Raw genomic sequence first — 17919 nt, forward strand, 5'->3', positions numbered from 1 at the left:
ATGGAATGAACAGCGAATTGCCGTGGTGGAAAAACGGCGTGATTTACCAGATTTATCCCAAGAGTTTTCAGGACACCACGGGCAGCGGCACCGGTGATATCAACGGCATCACACAGCGTCTGGATTACCTGAAAACCCTTGGCGTTGATGCGATATGGCTGACACCGCTGTACCTGTCGCCGCAGATTGATAACGGCTACGACGTGGCCGATTACTGCGAGATTGACCCGGCTTACGGCACGCTCGAAGACTTTGAACGGCTGACTGCAGAAGCGCATCAGCGTGGGATCCGCATCGTGATGGATATGGTGTTTAATCATACCTCGACGCATCACGAGTGGTTCCGCCAGTCGCAGGATGCGGGCAGCCCGTTCCGGCCTTTCTATATCTGGCGTGATGGGGCAACGGAGGGCGGACCGCCGAATAACTGGCGATCCAAATTCGGTGGCGGTGCCTGGCAATGGCACGAAACCAGCGGCCAGTATTACCTGCATCTGTTCGCCACCGAGCAGGCCGATCTGAACTGGGAATACCCGCCGGTGCGCGAGGCGCTGAAAAAAGTCTGCCAGTTCTGGGCGGATAAGGGCGTCGACGGACTGCGTCTGGACGTGATCAATCTGGTGTCGAAACAACAGGATTTCCCGACCGACGATGCCGGTGATGGCCGGCGCTTTTACACTGACGGTCCGCGTATTCATGAGTTCTTACAGGAATTCAGCCGTGACGTATTTAAGCCGCTGGGGCTGATGACCGTCGGCGAAATGTCTTCAACAAAGCTGGAGCATTGTCGCCGCTACGCCGCCAATGACGGCAGCGAACTGTCGATGACCTTTAACTTCCATCACCTGAAAGTCGATTATCCGAACGGTGAAAAATGGGCCGATGCACCGCCGGATTTCGTGCAGCTCAAGCAGATTTTCCGCGAGTGGCAGCAGGGAATGCACGGTCACGCCTGGAATGCGCTGTTCTGGTGTAATCACGATCAGCCGCGCATTGTGTCGCGCTTTGGCGATGAAGGCGCGCTGCGCGCGACATCTGCCAAAATGCTGGCAATGGTGCTGCACGGCCTGCAGGGTACGCCGTATATTTATCAGGGCGAGGAAATCGGCATGACCAATCCGGGCTTTGAACATCTCGAACAATATCGCGATGTGGAAAGCCTGAATATGTTTGCCGAACTGAAAACTGACGGGCGCAGCAACGAAGAACTGTTGCGCATTCTGGCGAAGAAATCGCGGGACAACTCACGTACGCCGATGCAGTGGAATGCCGGGGAACAGGCCGGATTTACTTCCGGCACGCCGTGGATTTCCGTCAGCCACAACGCGCAGGACATCAATACCGAACAGGCACTGGCGGATAAAGACTCGGTATTTTATCTGTATCAGCAACTGATCCGCCTGCGCAAAACGCTGCCGGTTCTGACCGATGGCGATTATCAGGATTTGCTGCCGGAACATCCGCAGTTGTGGTGTTATACCCGTCAGGCGTCAGGCAAAACCTTGCGCGTGGTGGCAAACCTGAGCGGGCAGGAGCAGACACTTACGCTGGCAGAATTAGATGGCAACACGCTGCTGAGTAATTACGCCTCGCCTGCCATTTCCGGCACGCTTCGTCCGTACGAATGTCTCTGGCAACTCGCCGGATAGTCTGAATTTCCCCTTCTGTCGGGTCGGTCACAGTCGTGGCTGACCCGTTTATTTTGTATGCATCCCCTTATAAAACAACAGGCAAAATTCAGGCCAGAATTTACATTTGGTCATCAATTCCTCCGCCGAAAAAATTCTTTGTTTCAGGTCAATAAAATGAGAATTAACGCTCGCGTAGATCCTACATCTAGTGTGTATAGTACACACCCAACCCAATATATAGCGGTTTTCCGCAAATGCCACACAACCGGCCTGTAAGCCTTGTGGGGCGCGGGATCCGCCCAAAAGGAGTATCATTGTGAAGGCAGACAGACAGGAAACCGTACCCGCAAAATCCACCAAAATGCAGCCCATCGTGATTAAGCGGGATGGTTGTCAGGTCCCTTTCGATGAAGTTCTGATCAAACAAGCGGTGCAACGCGCAGCCGAAGCCGCCGGTATCGACAGCGTTGATTATTGCGCGCAGGTTGCCCGTATTGTGGCAGAGAATCTGCAAGATCAGGCGCGTGTCGATATCCATGAAATTCAGGATGCGGTTGAAAACCAGCTGATGGCGGGGCCGCACAAGAAACTGGCGCGTGCCTATATTGAATACCGCCATGACCGCGACGTGAAACGTGAAATGCGCGGACGCCTGAATCAGGAAATCCGTGGTCTGGTTGAGCAAAGCAATATGGCGCTGCTCAACGAAAACGCCAACAAAGACAGCAAAGTTATCCCGACCCAGCGCGATTTACTCGCCGGGATTGTGGCCAAGCATTACGCCAAACAGCATATTTTACCCCGTGACGTGGTGCTGGCGCATGAACGCGGGGAAATTCACTATCATGATCTGGATTATTCGCCGTTCTTCCCGATGTTTAACTGCATGTTGATCGACCTGAAAGGCATGCTGAATCACGGTTTCAAAATGGGCAATGCCGAAATTGACACGCCAAAGTCGATTTCAACGGCAACCGCCGTCACCGCACAGATTATCGCGCAGGTCGCCAGCCACATTTACGGCGGCACCACCATTAACCGCATCGACGAAGTGCTGGCGCCGTTTGTTACCGCCAGCTTCAACAAACATCGTCAGACCGCTGAAGAATGGCAGATTGCCGATGCCGAAGCGTTCGCCCGTAACCGTACCGAGAAAGAGTGTTATGACGCATTCCAGTCGCTGGAATATGAAGTCAATACGCTGCACACCGCCAACGGCCAGACGCCGTTTGTTACCTTCGGTTTCGGTCTCGGCACGTCGTGGGAATCACGCCTGATCCAGCAGTCTATTTTGCGTAACCGCATTGCCGGGCTGGGTAAAAACCGCAAAACCGCCGTCTTCCCGAAACTGGTGTTTGCCATCCGCGACGGCCTGAACCATAAAGCCGGCGATGCCAATTACGACATCAAGCAACTGGCTCTCGAATGCGCCAGCAAGCGCATGTATCCGGACATTCTTAATTATGATCAGGTGGTGAAAGTCACCGGTTCCTTCAAAACCCCGATGGGCTGCCGCAGTTTCCTGGGCGTTTACGAAGAGAACGGCGAAATGATCCACGAAGGCCGCAACAATATCGGTGTGATCAGCCTGAACCTGCCGCGTATCGCGCTGGAAGCCAAACGCGATGAAGCGGCGTTCTGGACACTGCTCGACGAGCGTTTATTGCTGGCGAAAAAAGCGCTGATGACCCGCATTGCGCGTCTCGAAGGCATCAAGGCCCGCGTTGCGCCGATCCTGTACATGGAAGGTGCCTGCGGTGTGCGTCTGAAAGCCGACGACGATATTTCCGGCATCTTCAAAAATGGTCGTGCGTCGATTTCACTCGGCTACATCGGCGTGCATGAAACCATTAACGCGCTGTTCGGCGATCAGACCCACGTGTTCGATGCCAGTCAGTTACGCGAAAAAGCCGTGGCGATTGTCGCCCGCCTGAAAGCCGCCACCGACAGCTGGAAAGACGAAACGGGTTACGGCTTCAGCCTGTACAGCACGCCGAGCGAAAACCTGTGCGACCGTTTCTGTCGTCTGGATAAAGCCGAATTCGGCCTGGTGGCCGGTGTCACCGATAAAGGTTATTACACCAACAGCTTCCATCTTGACGTCGAGAAGAAAGTCAATCCGTATGAAAAACTCGATTTCGAAGCACCGTATCCGCCACTGAGCAACGGCGGGTTCATCTGTTACGGCGAATACCCGAACCTGCAGCACAACCTGAAAGCGCTGGAAGATGTGTGGGATTACAGTTACACCCGCGTGCCGTATTACGGTACCAACACGCCAATTGATGAATGCTACGACTGCGGCTATACCGGTGAATTCGAATGCACCAGCAAAGGCTTCACCTGCCCGAAATGCGGCAATCACGAGCCTTCCCGCGTGTCGGTCACCCGCCGCGTGTGCGGTTATCTCGGCAGCCCGGATGCGCGTCCGTTTAACGCCGGTAAGCAGGAAGAAGTGAAGCGCCGGATAAAACATCTGGGTAACGGTCAGCTGGGTTAATATTTTGAGATTCCATCAATATTATCCAATCGACGTGGTGAACGGGCCGGGAACACGCTGCGTGCTGTTCGTTTCCGGCTGCGTCCACGAATGCCGCGGGTGCTATAACAAAAGCACCTGGCGGCTGGATTCCGGCAAACCTTTTACGCAGGAAGATGAAGACCGCATTATCGCCGATCTGCAAAACACGGTGATCCCGCGTCAGGGTTTGACGCTCTCCGGCGGCGATCCGCTGCATCCGCAAAATCTGTCGGCGGTGCGCCAGTTGTTAGTGCGCGTGCAGGCGGAATGCCCTGGCAAAGATGTGTGGATGTGGACAGGTTATACGCTCGGGGAACTGAGCGCTGAACAGCAGGAAGTCACCGCGTTAATCAACGTGCTGGTCGACGGGAAGTTCGTGCAGGAACTGAAAGACCCGTCGCTTATCTGGCGTGGCAGCGGCAATCAGGTGATTCATTATTTGCGTTAATGCTTTCATTTGCGTTAATGCTTTCAGAGGGGAAATCACTCCCCTCACTTTTCTAAAATACACGCTGATAATCAGAAAACGAACCATGTTCTTCGACGTATTTATTTATCGCCTCAATTCCTTTTTGATTTTCACGCCTCCATTTCTGCGCAGGTGTTTCGGGTATTAACGTAACAGGTAAATCATTGAATTCACGATTGAGTGCTTCTGACATACAAAGTCCTTTTGTAATTAATGTTTAAAAATACATCCGACAACCAGAGTGTAATTTGTACTGTTCATCCCGTAAATCACCCGCTTTCATTCCTGCGGGACGTCTTCCAACTCTTCATTTTCCTGCAACCAGAGCTTCACCCAATTGTCATTTAGCGCGCCCAAGATGATGCCAACGCCACACTGAGGTTTGCATCATGACCCTTTCATACCGCTTTCAAATTTCCCCTGCTACTGCCCGTTTCTACTGCGCGAGGTATTTATTGTGATGAACTTATCTAGACATCCGACCAGTCACGCCAGGGTGTATCAGCAAATCGCTGCCGAGCTGGAACAGGAACTGCGTAACGGTTACCGCTGCGGCGATTATCTGCCGCCGGAACAACAACTTGCCGAACGTTTTCAGGTAAATCGCCATACGCTGCGCCGTGCGGTGGATGAACTGGTGGATCGCGGCTGGCTGCAACGCAGGCAGGGCATTGGCACGCTGGTGCTGATGCGTCCTTACGATTATCCGCTGCATTCGCAGGCGCGGTTCAGCCAGAACCTGCTGGATCAGGGCAGCCATCCGACCAGCGAACGTCTGCTGGCGGTGCTGCGCCCGGCGACCGATCACGTCGCGGCGGCGCTGTCACGTCAGGAAGGCGACACAATTATTCACCTGCGTACGCTGCGCCGCGTTAACGGCGTGCCGGTCTGTGTGATTGACCACTATTTGCCCGATCTCGACTGGTGGCCTGCATTGCAAAATTTCCATAACGGCTCGCTGCACGATTTTATCCGTGAAGAAATTAAGCAAAAGCTCAGCCGCCGCACCACCCGCATCAATGCCCGCCGCGCGCTGGCAAAAGAGAGCAAATTACTCGAAATCGTCCCGCAGGCACCGCTGCTGTGTGTCCGCACCCTGAACATTTGTGAAGGCAGCGATACGGTGGCGGAATACTCCGTCAGCCTGACGCGCGCCGACATGATCGAACTGACCATGGAGCACTGAATGGATCACCTGCAAACCCGCCAGCGCTGGATGTCGGTGCTGGCTCACAGCCGTCCCGATGAGCTGCTCGCCCACTGGCAGCCGCTGAATTTGTCCCCGCAATTTGAGCGCATCCGCGCCGCTGAAACCGGTCTGACCCAGCTTCAGGGGCGCATGGGCGGAACCGGCAAACGTTTTGTGATGGGCGATATGACCGTCACCCGCGCCGTCATTCAGTTAGACGGTGGCGTCTACGGCTACAGCTACGTCAGTGGTCGCAATAAACCGCACGCCGAACTGTGCGCGGTTATTGACGGCCTGCTGCAAATGCAGGGCATGGATGAACTGCTGCATAAACGCGTGATAGCGCCTCTGGCTGCGCTGCAACAGGAACGCCGCCAGCAACGCGCCCGCGAGGTGGCTTCCAGCCGCGTCGATTTCTTTACTCTGGTTCGCGGAGAATAACTCATGTCACTTGTTGCCAGTTTTCAACATCCGGTTGCCGATGCGCAGTACAGTTTTCGCCGTATCCTCAAAGCGTTAAGCGAGCCTGGCGTCAGCGTGCAACTCCCCGCCATGCCTGGTTTCGGTGCTTTAGGTTCCGCCAGCGCCTGCGTGCTGCTGACACTTATCGATAACGACACGCCGCTGTGGCTGAGCGCCTCGCTCAACGATGAAATCCTGCGTAAAAACCTGCGCTTTCATACCGGCGCAGTGCTCACCGATGACCCGTCCGCCGTCAGTTTTGCGCTGGCCGATCCGGCGCTCGACAGCGCCACCCTGCTGGCTTTCCCCTGCGGTGATGAAATGTCGCCGGAGCTGGCCACCAGCGTGATTGTTCAGCTGGACAGCCTGACCGGCGGCACCCCGCTGCGTCTGCGCGGGCCGGGTATTGAAAACAGCCGGACCCTTTCTCCGCTGTTGCCTGATTGCGTTCGCGACTATCTGCTCAACCGCCCTCACCGTTTCCCGCTGGGACTGGACTTTATGTTCACCTGCGGCGAAGAACTGATTGCCATACCGCGCACCACGCGCGTGGAGGTGTGCTGATGTACGTCGCCGTTAAAGGGGGTGAGAAGGCGATTGCCGCCGCTCACCAGTTGCTGGCGCACGAGCGCCGTGGCAACACCGGGGTAAATGAACTCGGTTGTGACCAGATCGAACAACAACTGGGCTTAGCCGTTGACCGTGTGATGAGCGAAGGCGGGATTTACGACCGTGAACTGGCCGCGCTGGCGATTAAGCAGTCCGGCGGGGATCTGGTTGAAGCCATTTTCCTGCTGCGCGCTTACCGCACCACCTTGCCGCGTCTGGCCACCAGCGAGCCGCTGAACACAAAATCGATGCGCCTCGAACGCCGGATTTCCGCCATTTATAAAGACTTGCCCGGCGGACAGGTGCTCGGCCCGACTTACGATTACACCCACCGTCTGCTGGATTTCGCGCTGCTGGCCGAAGGTGAAGCGCCGTTCACACCCATAGCCGATGAACCCCAGCCGGAAGAGTGCGGCCATGTGTTTGATTTGCTGACGAATCAGCAGCTGGCAGTTCGTGAAGAAGATGACGGCACGGAGCCGGAAGATATCACCCGTACGCCGCCGGTGTTTCCGGCCTCCCGAGCAGCGCGCCTGCAACAACTGGTGCGCGGTGACGAAGGTTTCCTGCTGTCGCTGAGTTATTCCACCCAGCGCGGTTACGGACGCAATCACCCGTTCGCCGGTGAAATCCGTACCGGCTGGCTGACCGTCGAAATCGTGCCGGAAGAGCTGGGTTTTGCGGTTGATATCGGCGAAATCCTGCTGACCGAATGCGAAATGGTGAACGGTTTTGTCGCGCCGGAAGACAAACCGCCGCACTTTACCCGTGGCTACGGGCTGGTGTTTGGTCGCGCCGAACGCAAAGCGATGTCGATGTCTCTGGTGGATCGCGCACTGCAAACCCGTGAATACAACGAGCAGATCAGCAGTCCGGCGCAAGATGAAGAATTTGTCTTGTCCCACGCCGATAACGTCGAAGCTGCCGGTTTTGTCTCGCATCTTAAATTGCCGCACTACGTCGATTTCCAGGCCGAACTGGAGTTGTTAAAACGCCTGCGCGCCACGAAAGAACAGGACTCCGCCAATGAACAATAATGCAGCCCAAACGATCACCGGCTACAACCACGGTTATCTCGACGAACAGACCAAACGCATGATCCGACGTGGGATCCTCAAAGCCGTGGCGATCCCCGGTTATCAGGTGCCGTTCGCCGGTCGCGAGATGCCGATGCCTTACGGCTGGGGCACCGGCGGGATCCAGCTCACTGCCAGCGTGATCGGCGAAAAAGATGTGCTGAAGGTGATCGACCAGGGCGCGGATGACACCACCAATGCCGTGTCGATCCGCAAATTTTTCCAGAGCGTCGCGGGAGTGAAAACGACCGGGAAAACCGTGGAAGCCAGCCTGATCCAGACCCGTCACCGTATTCCGGAAACGCCGTTGCAGGAAGATCAGATCCTGATTTTCCAGGTGCCGATCCCTGAACCTCTGCGCTTTATCGAACCGCGTGAAACCGAAACCCGCAAAATGCACGCGCTGGAAGAATACGGCGTGATGCAGGTGAAACTGTATGAAGACATCGCCCGCTTCGGCCATATCGCCACCACTTACGCCTATCCGGTGAAAGTGAATGACCGCTACGTGATGGATCCGTCGCCGATCCCGAAATTTGATAACCCGAAAATGAACATGATGCCCGCATTGCAGCTGTTTGGTGCCGGACGTGAAAAACGCATTTACGCCCTGCCGCCGTTCACCAAAGTCGAAAGTCTGGATTTCGACGATCATCCGTTCACCGTTCAGCAATGGGATGAACCTTGTGCGATTTGCGGCTCGCACCACAGCTATCTCGATGAAGTGGTGCTCGACGATCAGGGCAACCGCATGTTCGTGTGCTCCGACACTGATTTTTGTGCTCAGCAGGTTGAGCAACAGGCTTCAAACGAGGGTAACCGCTGATGAACACTCCGTTAAATCTCGCCGCCGAACCGCTGCTGTCGGTGAATAACCTGACCCATCTTTATGCGCCGGGTAAAGGCTTTTGCGATGTGTCATTCAATCTGTATCCCGGTGAAGTGCTGGGTATTGTCGGCGAATCCGGTTCCGGCAAAACCACGCTGTTGCAGTCGATTTCCGCCCGTCTTGCGCCGCAGGAAGGACAGGTCATCTACAACAACGGCCAGACCACTGCGCAGTCGCTGTACGACATGCCAGAAAGTGACCGCCGCCGTCTGCTGCGCACTGACTGGGGCGTGGTGCATCAGCATCCGATGGACGGCTTGCGCCGCCAGGTGTCTGCCGGTGGCAATATCGGCGAGCGTCTGATGGCGGTCGGTGAACGTCATTACGGCAATATCCGCAAGAAAGCCGGTCAGTGGCTGGAAGATGTCGAAATTCCGGTTTCACGTATTGATGACCTGCCGACCACGTTTTCCGGTGGGATGCAGCAACGTCTGCAAATCGCCCGCAATCTGGTGACGCATCCGCGTCTGGTGTTTATGGATGAACCGACCGGTGGCCTGGACGTGTCCGTTCAGGCGCGTTTGCTGGATCTGCTGCGCACACTGGTGGTGGAAATGCAACTGGCGGTGGTGATTGTCACCCATGACCTCGGCGTTGCCCGCCTGCTTGCACACCGTTTGCTGGTGATGAAGCAAGGTCAGGTGGTGGAAAGTGGTTTAACCGACCGCGTGCTCGACGATCCGCATCATCCATATACGCAGCTGCTGGTTTCTTCCGTGCTGTCCTGAATCTAATTCCAGAGAAAGAGTGACCAAAATGACGACGAAGCTCAGGGTCGAAAATCTCAGTAAAACTTTCGTTCTGCATAACCAGAACAGCGCCAGATTACCGGTGTTCAGCAATGCCAGCCTGACGGTCGATGCCGGGGAATGCGTGGTGCTGCACGGCCACTCCGGTAGCGGAAAATCCACCCTTTTGCGCTCGTTATACGGCAACTATTTGCCGGACAGCGGCAAAATTTGGGTCGAACATCAGGGTCAGCAGATTGATATGGTCAGCGCCGAAGCGCGCGAGATCCTGGCCGTTCGCCGCCATACGGTCGGCTGGGTCAGCCAGTTTCTGCGGGTGATCCCACGTATCAGCGCACTGAATCTGGTGATGCAGCCGCTGCTGGAACTGGGTGTGGATAAAGCGCAAAGCGAAGCCCGCGCCAGCGCATTGCTGCGCCATCTGAATGTGCCGGAACGCCTGTGGCATCTTGCGCCCTCAACGTTTTCCGGCGGCGAACAGCAGCGCGTGAATATCGCCCGCGGCTTTGTGGTGGATTATCCGGTGCTGTTGCTCGATGAACCGACCGCCTCGCTGGATGCGACCAACCGCGCCGCCGTGGTCACGCTGATTGAACAGGCCAAAGCGCGCGGAGCAGCAGTAGTCGGGATTTTCCACGATGAAGATGTGCGCCAACGTGTTGCCGATCGTTTGTATGAAATGAGCCCGGAAACGGCGCCGGAGATGTCCGTATGATCATCAATAACGTCAGACTGGTACTCGACGATCAGGTTGTTGAAGGATCGCTTGAGATGAAAAATGGCGTGATCAGCGCCTTCGCAGACAGCAGCAGTCAGTTGCCGCAAGCGCTGGATGCGCAGGGAGGCTGGTTGCTGCCGGGTTTAATCGAGCTGCACACCGACAATCTGGATAAATTTTTTACGCCGCGCCCGAAAGTTGACTGGCCGGCCCATTCTGCCATGAGCAGCCACGATGCGCTGATGGTCGCCAGCGGCATTACCACGGTACTGGACGCCGTCGCTGTCGGCGATGTGCGCGACGGCGGGCATCGTCTGGATAATCTGCAAAAGATGATCGACGCCATCATCAACAGCCAGAATGCCGGTCTGAACCGCGCCGAACACCGGCTGCATCTGCGTTGCGAACTGCCGCATGAAACCACATTGCCGTTGTTCGAGAAGCTGATGGATACGTCAATACTGTCACTGGTTTCGCTGATGGACCATTCGCCCGGACAGCGCCAGTTCGCCACACCGCAGAAGTATCGTGAGTATTATCAGGGCAAGTACAACCTTAACGACGAGCAGATGGACGACTATCAGGAAGAGCAAATAGCCCTCTCGCGCCGCTGGGCGCAGCCAAACCGTGAAGCGATTGCCGCACACTGCCGCGAGCGCAATATTTCGCTGGCCAGCCATGACGATGCGACTGCCGCGCATGTTGAAGAATCACTGGCACTCGGCAGCGTGATCGCCGAATTCCCGACCACTGAAGAAGCCGCGCGTGCATCGCACGCCAACGGTTTGCAGGTGCTGATGGGCGCACCGAATATCGTGCGCGGCGGGTCGCATTCCGGCAACGTCGCGGCGCACCATCTGGCCTCGCTCGGCCTGCTGGATATTCTCTCTTCCGATTACTATCCCGCCAGCCTGCTCGATGCGGTCTTCCGCATTGCAACTGACGACAATAACGCTTTCAGCCTGCCGCAGGCGGTGAAGCTGGTGACACGTAATCCGGCCAATGCGCTCGGATTGCAGGATCGTGGTGAAATCGCAGAAGGCAAGCGCGCTGATCTGGTGCTGGCACGGGCACATGGCGATCATCACTACGTGCAAAACGTCTGGCGTCAGGGCATTCAGGTGTTCTGAGGGGAGGAGAGTTCTGCTCCTCCCCCTTCGCAGGGGAGGCAGCAGGCCGGATTCTTACTCAGCAAGGGAGAAAAAATGAGTCGTTTACTCTATCTGATGGGCGCTTCGGGTTCGGGAAAGGACAGTCTGCTCGACGCCCTGCGCCAGCATTTACCGGCCAACGTCACCGTGGCACATCGTTATATTACGCGCCCCGCAGACGCCGGTTCGGAAAACCATATTGCGCTGAGTGAAGCCGAATTTCTTCAGCGTCGCCAGCAGGGGTTGTTCGCGCTGGAATGGCACGCGCATCAGTGCCGGTATGGCGTGGGCATTGAGATAGACCACTGGATGCAACTGGGCTGTCATGTGGTCATGAACGGCTCGCGCGCGCATCTGGAAAAAGCCCGTCAGCGTTATGGTCAGCGCCTGCTGCCGGTGTGTTTACAGGTCTCAGACGATGTGCTGGCCTCGCGCCTTTCGCAGCGCGGGCGCGAAGACGCGGCGCAAATTGCCTGTCGTCTTCAGCGCGCCAGAGAATATGCCAGCGCGCTGCCCGCCGGCTGCCATCTGCTAAACAACGATGGCGCATTGCAGGAAACTTTACAGCATCTTCTGGCTGTCCTTTCATTACCGGTCAGCGTGCCCGTTTATCCCGTAACTTCGCGATGAAGGATCCTATGACAGACATTATTTCTCCCTTTTCACTGGCTGAGGAACAAAATTACGCCCAGCCTAAAATCGGTCAGCAGGTCGAGCTGAATGGATCGCAACTCGGACAATATGTGCATATTGCAGATAACGCGATCATCGAAGAAACGCAGATCGGGGATTACTCCTACACTGCCGGAAACAATCAGATCTTCTACGCGACGATCGGCAAATTTGTGTCAATCGCCACCTATGTGCGGATCAATCCCGGCAATCATCCGACTTATCAACGTGTGGCGCAGCACCATTTTACTTACCGCAGTTCGGCGTACGGACTCGGTGAAGACGATCAGGATTTCTTTGACTGGCGGCGTGAGCATCACGTCACGGTCGGTAACGATGTGTGGATTGGCCATAACGCGGTGCTGATGCCTGGTGTGACCGTCGGCAATGGTGCAGTAATCGGCACGTCGGCAGTGGTGACCAAAGACGTCGGGCCATACTCCATCGTCGCGGGTGTGGCAGCGAAAAAGATTGGCATGCGTTTTGACGACAATATGATCGCCAGGATCGAGAAAAGTCAGTGGTGGAACTGGGATCATGAAACGCTGAAAGAAAGGATGCCAGACTTCAGAGATCTGGCGGTGTTTGCGGAAAAATATCTGTGAAGATCGACAGGGATCGGGCTTAAGGTCGGGCAGGCAGAAAATTTGCGTTTTTTGCCTGATACCTTATCACAAGGATCCGCTTCAGCGGATCACACCAATTAAAGTTCTTCAATGCTGGCGGCAATCTGATCGGATTCCAGCACGGTGATCCCGCCCAGACCGGCGTTAAATGCCTGTTCCTGCAAGGCTTTTGCCACGACATCAGACTCAACGGCTTTCCATTTTCCTGGCAGCATTTTGAATAACGGCGCACTCAGTTGTTCGAGCAGGCGCGGCGGATGACGCTGGCCAACCAACAGAGACGGCCTGACCAGCGTGAGCAACGGCCAGCCCTGCTGCATCAGCGTCAGTTCCATTTCCCCTTTGGTACGGTTATAGAGGAAACGCGAATGCGCATCCGCACCGTGGGCGCTGACGGCCAGACAATGACGTGCGCCCAGCTCCCGTGCTGCTTTGGCGCAATCGACCACCAGATCGTAATCGACTGCCCGAAATGCCTGTGCACTGCCCGCTTGTTTACGCGTGGTCCCCAGGCAGCAGAACAGCAAATCAATTGGTTCATCGAGTGCGACAACCAGCGAGGTCAGATTCGCGCCCAGCGGATTAATCAGTTTATTGCCCGGTGGTAGCGGACGGCGGCTCGGCGCGACAATACGGCTGACACGTGGATCCAGTTGCAGCAGGCGTAAAAGCTCCCGCCCGATCAGCCCGCTTCCACCCAGCAGAAGAGCTTTTGCCATATCACTTCCTTTTAAATAACGGCATACAAACACAGAGAATTGAAGTGTTACCTGAATGTGAATATCACGCTATAAGACAGTTCCTGTTACTGCTGACAGTCAGACTCACTGCCGATCCCACAGCAGTTTCTTACCAAATCCCAGCGCGTTATCCGTCATTTTGATATGACTGAGTTTCAGCGCCCAGACCGGCGCTTTCATCGCGATGGCGACGGGGAAATGTTTGCAATACAGACTGCGTGCACGGCTTTCCTCCTCACCCTCAAGAACGGTCGCTTTGCCGCGATACTGAATGCCTTTAATCAGCGCGATGGTTTTCGGATGTGGCGCAATCGTCCCCACAATGTGGGGCGATCGGGACATCAGCGAACCATGAAGGGTTTTAAGTTCCGTCATGAAATACAGCGTCATGCTGTCCCCGTCGGTGACATAAAAACAATTAGCGCTCCACATTTCACCGTCAGCAGAGGCACACAGCGCCAGCACATGGTTCTTTTTCAGAAATTTCAGGATATGTTTCAGGTCATCAGGGTTATTCATCGCCGATCCTTATTTTCATTTCTCGCAGTTTAACGCGGTATGCCGATGTTTTGCCTCACTCTGTTGTGCCTTTCGGGTAAACTTACACAACCTTTTCTTTCCCATACCCGAGCTTATGCCCACCGCCGCCAACTGGTTTTTATATATGCTGAGAACCCCCACCGGGATGTTGTATACCGGCATCACGACAAACGTGCAGCGGCGTCTCGGCCAGCATCAGTCGGGTAAAGGGGCGAAATCGTTGCGTGGAAAAGGGGAATTACAGCTGGCATTCCAGTGCCCTGCGGGTGACCGCTCGCTGGCATCAAAGCTGGAAATAAAAGTCAAAAAACTGAGTAAGGCACAGAAAGAGCTGCTGGTGAGAAACGCGCCGGAATGCCTGGAAAATTATCTGGGATTAGCGGAAAGCGGGAAATAAAAAAGGCCGGAAAACCGGCCTTTACTGCCTCTGAGTAAAATCAGAAACGGTTAAATGCTGAAGGGAAAACCACTTCCCCGCTGGCGTCAGACAGCGCATCGTCTGATAAGGTGAACAACTGGAACGCCGCTTCGGTACCAATCCAGCGGCAATGCAGCCCGTGAACGGCGGCAGGTTTAAAACCGAAACGGTTGTAATAGGCAGGATCACCCAATACCACGACGGCGGCGTAACCAAATTCATTCAGGGAATCTAACCCTTCGTATACCAGTTTTTCACCCAGCCCCTGCCCCCGCAGAGATTGCTCTACCACCAGCGGTGCCAGCGCGACCCAGTTGCGGTCTTCGCCCTGGATATCCACCGGACAGAACGCCACATACCCCACCACGCCACCTTCATCGTCGGTCGCGACCACGCCAAGCGTCAGGAGACCATCTTCGCGCAATTCCTGCACCAGATCAGCCTCAGCGCCGGTCGGGAATGAGGCGCGCAGCAGACGGTCTATGCCCGCAGCATCGACCGGAATTTCAGTACGGATTAACATGGCTCAGCTACCGGAGTTTTTGACCCGCGGTCCTCCTGCAGTCCCGCTTCGACGAAATCGGCCAGACGCAGCAGACCGTTTTTCAGCAACAGCGGCATGGTATCGAGATCGATAGAATCCATCAGATTTTTCACATACAGACCGAGCTCGGTGTCACCTTCAATGCGCAGACGTCGCTGGAAGAAAAGCGTATCCGGGTCTTCTTTGCGTGCGGCGATCAGGATCAGGTCGTTGGCGCTTCCGCTAAAGCTGACATCCGCCTCGCCGTGTTCAGCGATCACCAGCTTGCCTTCGTCCACCGACATCAGCCAGCTCAGATTCAGATCGCTGACATCAATTTTCAGCCATCGACCTTCGAGGAAATCCAGTTCGCCATCAGCCAGCGCCTGACGAAGCTGCCAGCTCAGCACCTGTTGCACAACCTGACGCTGCAACGCAAACGGCGTAAATTTCAAAGGCACACTCAACAGGGATGGGCCCTGGCGGACCAAACGTGCACGTAGTTTTTGCAACACTGGCACTACTCCTTTCGGTAACTTTTCGGCAAGTTTTAAGGCAGTTATACGGCCTATTTTGACACATTGCCGGGAACGTTCAGCGGTCTACATCAATAAATACTGCAACAGAAAAACGCCACGTACAACCTCCCCGACGGCGGTAAGCCCTTCAACGCCGCAGAAACTGCCTCAAATCAAAATATTGCATCCCTGCCTTCTCTAAAATAGTTCACCAATCAAAGCCCTGACTGATGAATGAATGACGTCGGCAACTGGCTTTTCATCACCCCCAACTTTTCAGCTTTGGCTGACCGGTTGCAGTAAGGAACGAGAATGGAGCTACTTTGCCCGGCAGGAAATTTACCTGCGCTGAAAGCGGCAATCGACAATGGCGCTGATGCGGTTTATATCGGCCTGAAAGATGACACCAATGCGCGCCATTTCGCCGGCCTGAATTTTACGGAAAAAAAGCTGCAGGAAGCCGCCAGTTATGTTCACCGCCACCGCCGTAAACTGCATATCGCCATCAATACGTTTGCACATCCTGACGGCTATCAGCGCTGGGAACGCGCGGTGGATATGGCGGCACAACTCGGCGCTGATGCGCTGATTCTGGCAGATCTGGCGATGCTGGATTACGCGGCGAATAAATATCCCCACGTTGAGCGCCATGTGTCGGTGCAGGCTTCGGCCACCAATGACGAAGCCATTCGTTTTTATAAACGCAACTTTGATGTCGCCCGAGTGGTATTGCCGCGTGTGCTTTCCATGCATCAGGTGCGTCAGCTTTCCCGTACTACCGTTGTGCCGCTGGAAGTGTTCGCGTTCGGCAGTTTGTGCATTATGGCCGAAGGCCGCTGCTATCTTTCGTCTTATCTGACCGGTGAATCGCCAAATACCGTCGGTGCCTGTTCTCCGGCGCGGTTCGTGCGCTGGCAACAGACCGCACAGGGCATGGAATCACGGCTGAATGATGTCCTGATCGACCGTTATGAAGAAGGTGAAAACGCCGGTTATCCGACGCTGTGCAAAGGTCGTTATCTGGTGGATGGCGCGAAATACCATGCGCTGGAAGAACCAACCAGCCTGAATACGCTGGAATTATTACCGGAACTGTTCGCCGCGAATATTGCCTCGGTGAAAATTGAAGGACGCCAGCGCAGCCCGGCGTACGTCAGCCAGGTCGCGCGCGTATGGCGTGCGGCCATCGACCGCTGTATGGCCGATCCGCAAAACTTCAAAACCGATGAAGCCTGGATGAACACGCTGGGTTCCATGTCTGAGGGCACACAAACGACGCTCGGTGCCTATCACCGCAAGTGGCAGTAACTGAAGAGACGATGATGAAATATTCTTTAGGCACCATCCTTTATTACTGGCCGAAAGCACAGGTTGAAGATTTTTATCAGGCCGCGGCGGCCAGCAGCGCGGATGTGATTTACCTCGGCGAAAATGTATGTACCAAACGCCGTGAAATGAAAGTGAACGACTGGCTGGAGATCGCCCGTCAGCTGGCAGCAACCGGCAAACAGGTGGTGATTTCCACGCTGGCGTTGTTACAGGCACCGTCCGAGCTTAACGAACTGAAACGTTATGTGGAGAATGGCGAGTTTTTGCTGGAAGCCAATGATTTCGGCGCGGTGAATATGGCGGCTGAGCGTAACCTGCCGTTTGTCGTCGGCCATGCGCTGAACTGCTATAACGCGGTCACGCTGAAAATCCTGCAAAAACAGGGCATGGTGCGCTGGTGTATGCCGGTCGAGCTTTCCCGCGACTGGCTGGTGAACCTGCTGAACCAGTGTCAGGATCTGGGCATCCGCGATAAGTTTGAAGTGGAAGTGTTGTCCTACGGACATCTGCCGCTGGCGTATTCGGCGCGCTGTTTTACCGCACGCTCAGAAAACCGGGCGAAGGATGAGTGTGAAACCTGCTGCATCAATTATCCGCAGGGCCGCAAAATGCTGTCTCAGGAAAATCAGCAGGTGTTCGTGCTCAACGGCATTCAGACGCAGAGCGGGTATTGCTATAACCTCGGCAATGAACTGACGTCGATGCAGGGACTGGTGGATATTGTGCGTCTGTCGCCGGAAACCATCGGCACGCTCGCCACACTCGAAGCGTTTCGTACTAACGAACGTGGTCTGCATCCGCTGACGCTCACCGATAAAGCCGACTGTAACGGCTACTGGCAGCGCGTCGCCGGGCTGGAACTGCGTCAGTAACCGCATGCAGACAAAATTAAAAAGGGATATGACGTTACGGTCATATCCCTTAATAAGATGGTCACCCCCACCCTGTGAGCGGTACGCTGACAGGGTGTTTTTCTTTCTGAAGGGGATCATCATGCAAAACGTTACGCTCATCGGTATTGACCTCGGCAAGCATTCGTTCCATGTCCACGCTCAGGATAAAAACGGTAATGCATTGCTACGTAAGAAG

At 55.3% G+C, this 17919-nt stretch carries 21 protein-coding genes; 16 read left to right on the forward strand and 5 right to left on the reverse strand.

The window, feature by feature from the left end:
* Window positions 1-5 precede the first annotated feature (5 nt).
* From treC to nrdG, 3 genes are all read left to right on the forward strand, one after another.
* The gene (treC, locus tag AC1DUO_RS06210) at window positions 6-1649 is read left to right on the forward strand and encodes an alpha,alpha-phosphotrehalase (RefSeq protein WP_119261173.1); all 1644 of its coding nucleotides are present in this window, start codon (window positions 6-8) and stop codon (window positions 1647-1649) included.
* A gap of 343 nt (window positions 1650-1992) precedes the next feature.
* On the forward strand, window positions 1993-4131 hold the full coding sequence (gene nrdD, locus AC1DUO_RS06215) for an anaerobic ribonucleoside-triphosphate reductase (RefSeq protein ID WP_014411578.1): 2139 nt from the start codon (window positions 1993-1995) through the stop codon (window positions 4129-4131).
* Between the two features lie 4 nt (window positions 4132-4135).
* Window positions 4136-4600: an anaerobic ribonucleoside-triphosphate reductase-activating protein gene (nrdG, locus tag AC1DUO_RS06220; protein ID WP_037034213.1), complete on the forward strand. Its 465-nt coding sequence runs from the start codon at window positions 4136-4138 to the stop codon at window positions 4598-4600.
* Window positions 4601-4652: 52 nt separating this feature from the next.
* On the opposite strand, the gene AC1DUO_RS06225 is transcribed toward nrdG, so the two are convergent.
* Window positions 4653-4814: a type II toxin-antitoxin system CcdA family antitoxin gene (locus AC1DUO_RS06225; RefSeq protein WP_013573850.1), complete on the reverse strand. Its 162-nt coding sequence runs from the start codon at window positions 4812-4814 to the stop codon at window positions 4653-4655.
* A 267-nt stretch (window positions 4815-5081) separates the two neighbouring features.
* On the opposite strand from AC1DUO_RS06225, the gene phnF reads away from it, so the two are divergent.
* The 10 genes from phnF (at window position 5082) to AC1DUO_RS06275 (ending at window position 12741) form a co-directional block, all read left to right on the forward strand.
* Window positions 5082-5807: a phosphonate metabolism transcriptional regulator PhnF gene (gene phnF / locus AC1DUO_RS06230; protein WP_013573847.1), complete on the forward strand. Its 726-nt coding sequence runs from the start codon at window positions 5082-5084 to the stop codon at window positions 5805-5807.
* Window positions 5808-6251 carry a phosphonate C-P lyase system protein PhnG gene (phnG, locus tag AC1DUO_RS06235; RefSeq protein WP_013573846.1) on the forward strand — a complete coding sequence of 148 codons (444 nt, stop codon included), beginning with the start codon at window positions 5808-5810 and terminating at the stop codon, window positions 6249-6251. It begins immediately after the preceding gene.
* Window positions 6252-6254: 3 nt separating this feature from the next.
* The gene (gene phnH / locus AC1DUO_RS06240; RefSeq protein WP_013573845.1) at window positions 6255-6836 is read left to right on the forward strand and encodes a phosphonate C-P lyase system protein PhnH; all 582 of its coding nucleotides are present in this window, start codon (window positions 6255-6257) and stop codon (window positions 6834-6836) included.
* On the forward strand, window positions 6836-7918 hold the full coding sequence (locus AC1DUO_RS06245; protein ID WP_013573844.1) for a carbon-phosphorus lyase complex subunit: 1083 nt from the start codon (window positions 6836-6838) through the stop codon (window positions 7916-7918). The genes phnH and AC1DUO_RS06245 overlap by 1 nt, the downstream gene beginning before the upstream one ends.
* The gene (locus tag AC1DUO_RS06250; protein ID WP_013573843.1) at window positions 7908-8783 is read left to right on the forward strand and encodes an alpha-D-ribose 1-methylphosphonate 5-phosphate C-P-lyase PhnJ; all 876 of its coding nucleotides are present in this window, start codon (window positions 7908-7910) and stop codon (window positions 8781-8783) included. Before AC1DUO_RS06245 ends, AC1DUO_RS06250 begins: the two co-directional genes overlap by 11 nt.
* On the forward strand, window positions 8783-9574 hold the full coding sequence (gene phnK / locus AC1DUO_RS06255) for a phosphonate C-P lyase system protein PhnK (protein WP_112152052.1): 792 nt from the start codon (window positions 8783-8785) through the stop codon (window positions 9572-9574). Before AC1DUO_RS06250 ends, phnK begins: the two co-directional genes overlap by 1 nt.
* A 28-nt stretch (window positions 9575-9602) precedes the next feature.
* Complete coding sequence (gene phnL, locus AC1DUO_RS06260; RefSeq protein WP_014411575.1) at window positions 9603-10310, forward strand: phosphonate C-P lyase system protein PhnL; 708 nt, start codon at window positions 9603-9605, stop codon at window positions 10308-10310.
* Window positions 10307-11443 (forward strand): alpha-D-ribose 1-methylphosphonate 5-triphosphate diphosphatase, encoded by a 1137-nt coding sequence (phnM, locus tag AC1DUO_RS06265; protein WP_013573840.1) that lies wholly within the window; start codon window positions 10307-10309, stop codon window positions 11441-11443. Before phnL ends, phnM begins: the two co-directional genes overlap by 4 nt.
* Window positions 11444-11518: 75 nt before the next feature.
* Window positions 11519-12094 carry a ribose 1,5-bisphosphokinase gene (gene phnN / locus AC1DUO_RS06270; protein ID WP_013573839.1) on the forward strand — a complete coding sequence of 192 codons (576 nt, stop codon included), beginning with the start codon at window positions 11519-11521 and terminating at the stop codon, window positions 12092-12094.
* 8 nt (window positions 12095-12102) lie between these two features.
* Entirely contained in the window at window positions 12103-12741 is a 639-nt protein-coding gene (locus AC1DUO_RS06275; protein ID WP_013573838.1) for an LbetaH domain-containing protein, read from the forward strand.
* A gap of 98 nt (window positions 12742-12839) precedes the next feature.
* Here the strand turns inward: AC1DUO_RS06275 and AC1DUO_RS06280 are convergent, their stop codons facing one another.
* Together AC1DUO_RS06280 and AC1DUO_RS06285 are read right to left on the reverse strand one after the other, a co-directional pair.
* The gene (locus AC1DUO_RS06280) at window positions 12840-13481 is read right to left on the reverse strand and encodes a Rossmann-fold NAD(P)-binding domain-containing protein (protein ID WP_013573837.1); all 642 of its coding nucleotides are present in this window, start codon (window positions 13479-13481) and stop codon (window positions 12840-12842) included.
* Window positions 13482-13586: 105 nt separating this feature from the next.
* Window positions 13587-14021, reverse strand: a complete 435-nt coding sequence (locus AC1DUO_RS06285; protein ID WP_013573836.1) for a YhbP family protein — start codon at window positions 14019-14021, stop codon at window positions 13587-13589.
* A 115-nt stretch (window positions 14022-14136) separates the two neighbouring features.
* On the opposite strand from AC1DUO_RS06285, the gene AC1DUO_RS06290 reads away from it, so the two are divergent.
* Window positions 14137-14439, forward strand: coding sequence for a GIY-YIG nuclease family protein (locus tag AC1DUO_RS06290; protein WP_119261172.1), 303 nt, complete (start codon window positions 14137-14139; stop codon window positions 14437-14439).
* 40 nt (window positions 14440-14479) lie between these two features.
* Here the strand turns inward: AC1DUO_RS06290 and AC1DUO_RS06295 are convergent, their stop codons facing one another.
* Window positions 14480-14983 carry a GNAT family N-acetyltransferase gene (locus AC1DUO_RS06295; protein WP_013573834.1) on the reverse strand — a complete coding sequence of 168 codons (504 nt, stop codon included), beginning with the start codon at window positions 14981-14983 and terminating at the stop codon, window positions 14480-14482.
* Entirely contained in the window at window positions 14977-15498 is a 522-nt protein-coding gene (gene ubiT / locus AC1DUO_RS06300; protein WP_013573833.1) for a ubiquinone anaerobic biosynthesis accessory factor UbiT, read from the reverse strand. Before ubiT ends, AC1DUO_RS06295 begins: the two co-directional genes overlap by 7 nt.
* A 315-nt stretch (window positions 15499-15813) precedes the next feature.
* Between ubiT and ubiU the strand changes: the two genes are divergently transcribed.
* Both ubiU and AC1DUO_RS06310 read left to right on the forward strand, forming a co-directional pair.
* Window positions 15814-16809 (forward strand): ubiquinone anaerobic biosynthesis protein UbiU, encoded by a 996-nt coding sequence (gene ubiU / locus AC1DUO_RS06305; RefSeq protein WP_013573832.1) that lies wholly within the window; start codon window positions 15814-15816, stop codon window positions 16807-16809.
* A 14-nt stretch (window positions 16810-16823) separates the two neighbouring features.
* Entirely contained in the window at window positions 16824-17702 is an 879-nt protein-coding gene (locus AC1DUO_RS06310; protein ID WP_013573831.1) for a U32 family peptidase, read from the forward strand.
* Window positions 17703-17919 lie beyond the last annotated feature (217 nt).

This window comes from Rahnella sp. P4_A8 (genome assembly GCF_056402435.1).

Coding starts and splice junctions, on each gene's coding strand:
- treC (WP_119261173.1), top strand. CDS start 6: ATGAACAGCGAATTGCCGTGGTGGAAAAACGGCGTGATTTACCAGATT.
- nrdD (WP_014411578.1), top strand. CDS start 1,993: ATGCAGCCCATCGTGATTAAGCGGGATGGTTGTCAGGTCCCTTTCGAT.
- AC1DUO_RS06225 (WP_013573850.1), bottom strand. CDS start 4,814: ATGTCAGAAGCACTCAATCGTGAATTCAATGATTTACCTGTTACGTTA.
- phnF (WP_013573847.1), top strand. CDS start 5,082: ATGAACTTATCTAGACATCCGACCAGTCACGCCAGGGTGTATCAGCAA.
- phnG (WP_013573846.1), top strand. CDS start 5,808: ATGGATCACCTGCAAACCCGCCAGCGCTGGATGTCGGTGCTGGCTCAC.
- phnH (WP_013573845.1), top strand. CDS start 6,255: ATGTCACTTGTTGCCAGTTTTCAACATCCGGTTGCCGATGCGCAGTAC.
- AC1DUO_RS06245 (WP_013573844.1), top strand. CDS start 6,836: ATGTACGTCGCCGTTAAAGGGGGTGAGAAGGCGATTGCCGCCGCTCAC.
- AC1DUO_RS06250 (WP_013573843.1), top strand. CDS start 7,908: ATGAACAATAATGCAGCCCAAACGATCACCGGCTACAACCACGGTTAT.
- phnK (WP_112152052.1), top strand. CDS start 8,783: ATGAACACTCCGTTAAATCTCGCCGCCGAACCGCTGCTGTCGGTGAAT.
- phnL (WP_014411575.1), top strand. CDS start 9,603: ATGACGACGAAGCTCAGGGTCGAAAATCTCAGTAAAACTTTCGTTCTG.
- phnM (WP_013573840.1), top strand. CDS start 10,307: ATGATCATCAATAACGTCAGACTGGTACTCGACGATCAGGTTGTTGAA.
- phnN (WP_013573839.1), top strand. CDS start 11,519: ATGAGTCGTTTACTCTATCTGATGGGCGCTTCGGGTTCGGGAAAGGAC.
- AC1DUO_RS06275 (WP_013573838.1), top strand. CDS start 12,103: ATGACAGACATTATTTCTCCCTTTTCACTGGCTGAGGAACAAAATTAC.
- AC1DUO_RS06280 (WP_013573837.1), bottom strand. CDS start 13,481: ATGGCAAAAGCTCTTCTGCTGGGTGGAAGCGGGCTGATCGGGCGGGAG.
- AC1DUO_RS06285 (WP_013573836.1), bottom strand. CDS start 14,021: ATGAATAACCCTGATGACCTGAAACATATCCTGAAATTTCTGAAAAAG.
- AC1DUO_RS06290 (WP_119261172.1), top strand. CDS start 14,137: ATGCCCACCGCCGCCAACTGGTTTTTATATATGCTGAGAACCCCCACC.
- AC1DUO_RS06295 (WP_013573834.1), bottom strand. CDS start 14,983: ATGTTAATCCGTACTGAAATTCCGGTCGATGCTGCGGGCATAGACCGT.
- ubiU (WP_013573832.1), top strand. CDS start 15,814: ATGGAGCTACTTTGCCCGGCAGGAAATTTACCTGCGCTGAAAGCGGCA.
- AC1DUO_RS06310 (WP_013573831.1), top strand. CDS start 16,824: ATGAAATATTCTTTAGGCACCATCCTTTATTACTGGCCGAAAGCACAG.